Raw genomic sequence first — 1,245 nt, 5'->3', positions numbered from 1 at the left:
CTAGTGCCGTGACCATGAAGGTTCGGGGTGTTGGGGTCAGGCTGCGCGGGTGGCGGGTTGGCCCCAGCGTCGTTGGCGTTCGCTTCGGATGCGGGCGCGTTCTCGGCGTTGGGCGGCCAGGACGTCGGGGTGGCGGGCGTTGGTGTTGCGCCAGCGCAGGTAGGTCTGCAGTTTTCGGGTCAGCGCGGGGTGGTTCGGGTGGTTGGAGCCGGCGATGACGAAGGTGCGTAGCGGCCCGAACTGGGCTTCGATCGGGTTGGCCCAGGAGGCGTAGGTCGGGGTGAAGCAGAGTTCGACCTTGTTCCGGGCCGCCCACGTTCGGATCTTGCGGCCTTTGTGCGCGGACAGGTTGTCCAGGATGACGTAGATCGGTGCCCCGTCCGGGCGGGCGGCGCGGATCGACGTGAGTGCGGCGAGGGTGTTCGCGGCGCTCTTGCGGTGCCGGACCACGCCCCAGAGTTGGTCGTCGCCGACGGAGTAGCAGCCGTGGAACTGCCGGACGCCGTGCAGCTTGTGGTAGTTCGCCGGCAGCCGGCGCGGATGGCCCGCGGGTGCCCACCCCGTGCCGGCCTGAGGGCGGATCACGAGGGGCCCGAACTCATCGAAGGCGAACACCCGCTGCGGGAAGTGGCTGGTGACGTACTCGATCCGGGCGAGTTTGGTGTCCCGGTGAGGGTCGGTGGACTCCTTCCACGTCTTGGTCCGCTGGAAGGTGATCCGGTGCCGGTGCAGGATCTGCCGCAGCCGCTCCCGCCCGATCCGGACCCGGCGGGTGGCATGCAGGCGCAGGTGGTCGGCGAGCTTGCGGATGCTCCACCGGGTGAACGGCCGCCCCAGCTTCTCGGGGCGGGTGTCGGCCGTCTCGACGATGAACTGTTCCTCGTCGCTACTGATCTGGCGGGGACGGCCACCCGCCCACTGAGGGTCCAGGCTGGCCATCCCCATCTCGTTGAACCGGTGGATGACCTGCCGGATCGTGTCCTCATCGGCCTGGACGAGGCGGGCGATGGCCGGCACCGTGTTCCCACCGGCCGAGGCGAGCACGACCATCGCCCGCCGCAGTCGGATCGCCGAACCGGTTCCCCGGCGGGTGATTCTGAGCAGCAGCTGACCTTCCTGATCACTTAGCCGCCGCACGCGTACAGGATCTGCCACCGCCACAGCCTGACCGCCACGACGCCACCCGGCCGACAGGCCAGACGGCGTGTCATCCAACACCGTGAACGTTCGTGGTCACGGCACTAG

At 69.1% G+C, this 1,245-nt stretch carries 1 protein-coding gene; it reads right to left on the bottom strand.

Annotated features, from left to right (window positions below; genetic code table 11):
• Positions 1-36: 36 nt before the first annotated feature.
• The gene (locus ACIBO1_RS32295; RefSeq protein WP_396753106.1) at positions 37-1,155 is read right to left on the bottom strand and encodes an IS630 family transposase; all 1,119 of its coding nucleotides are present in this window, start codon (positions 1,153-1,155) and stop codon (positions 37-39) included.
• Positions 1,156-1,245 lie beyond the last annotated feature (90 nt).

The sequence above is a fragment of the Micromonospora sp. NPDC049903 genome (assembly GCF_044460945.1).
GTDB lineage: Bacteria > Actinomycetota > Actinomycetes > Mycobacteriales > Micromonosporaceae > Micromonospora.
This window is presented reverse-complemented; position numbering and strand designations above follow the sequence as displayed.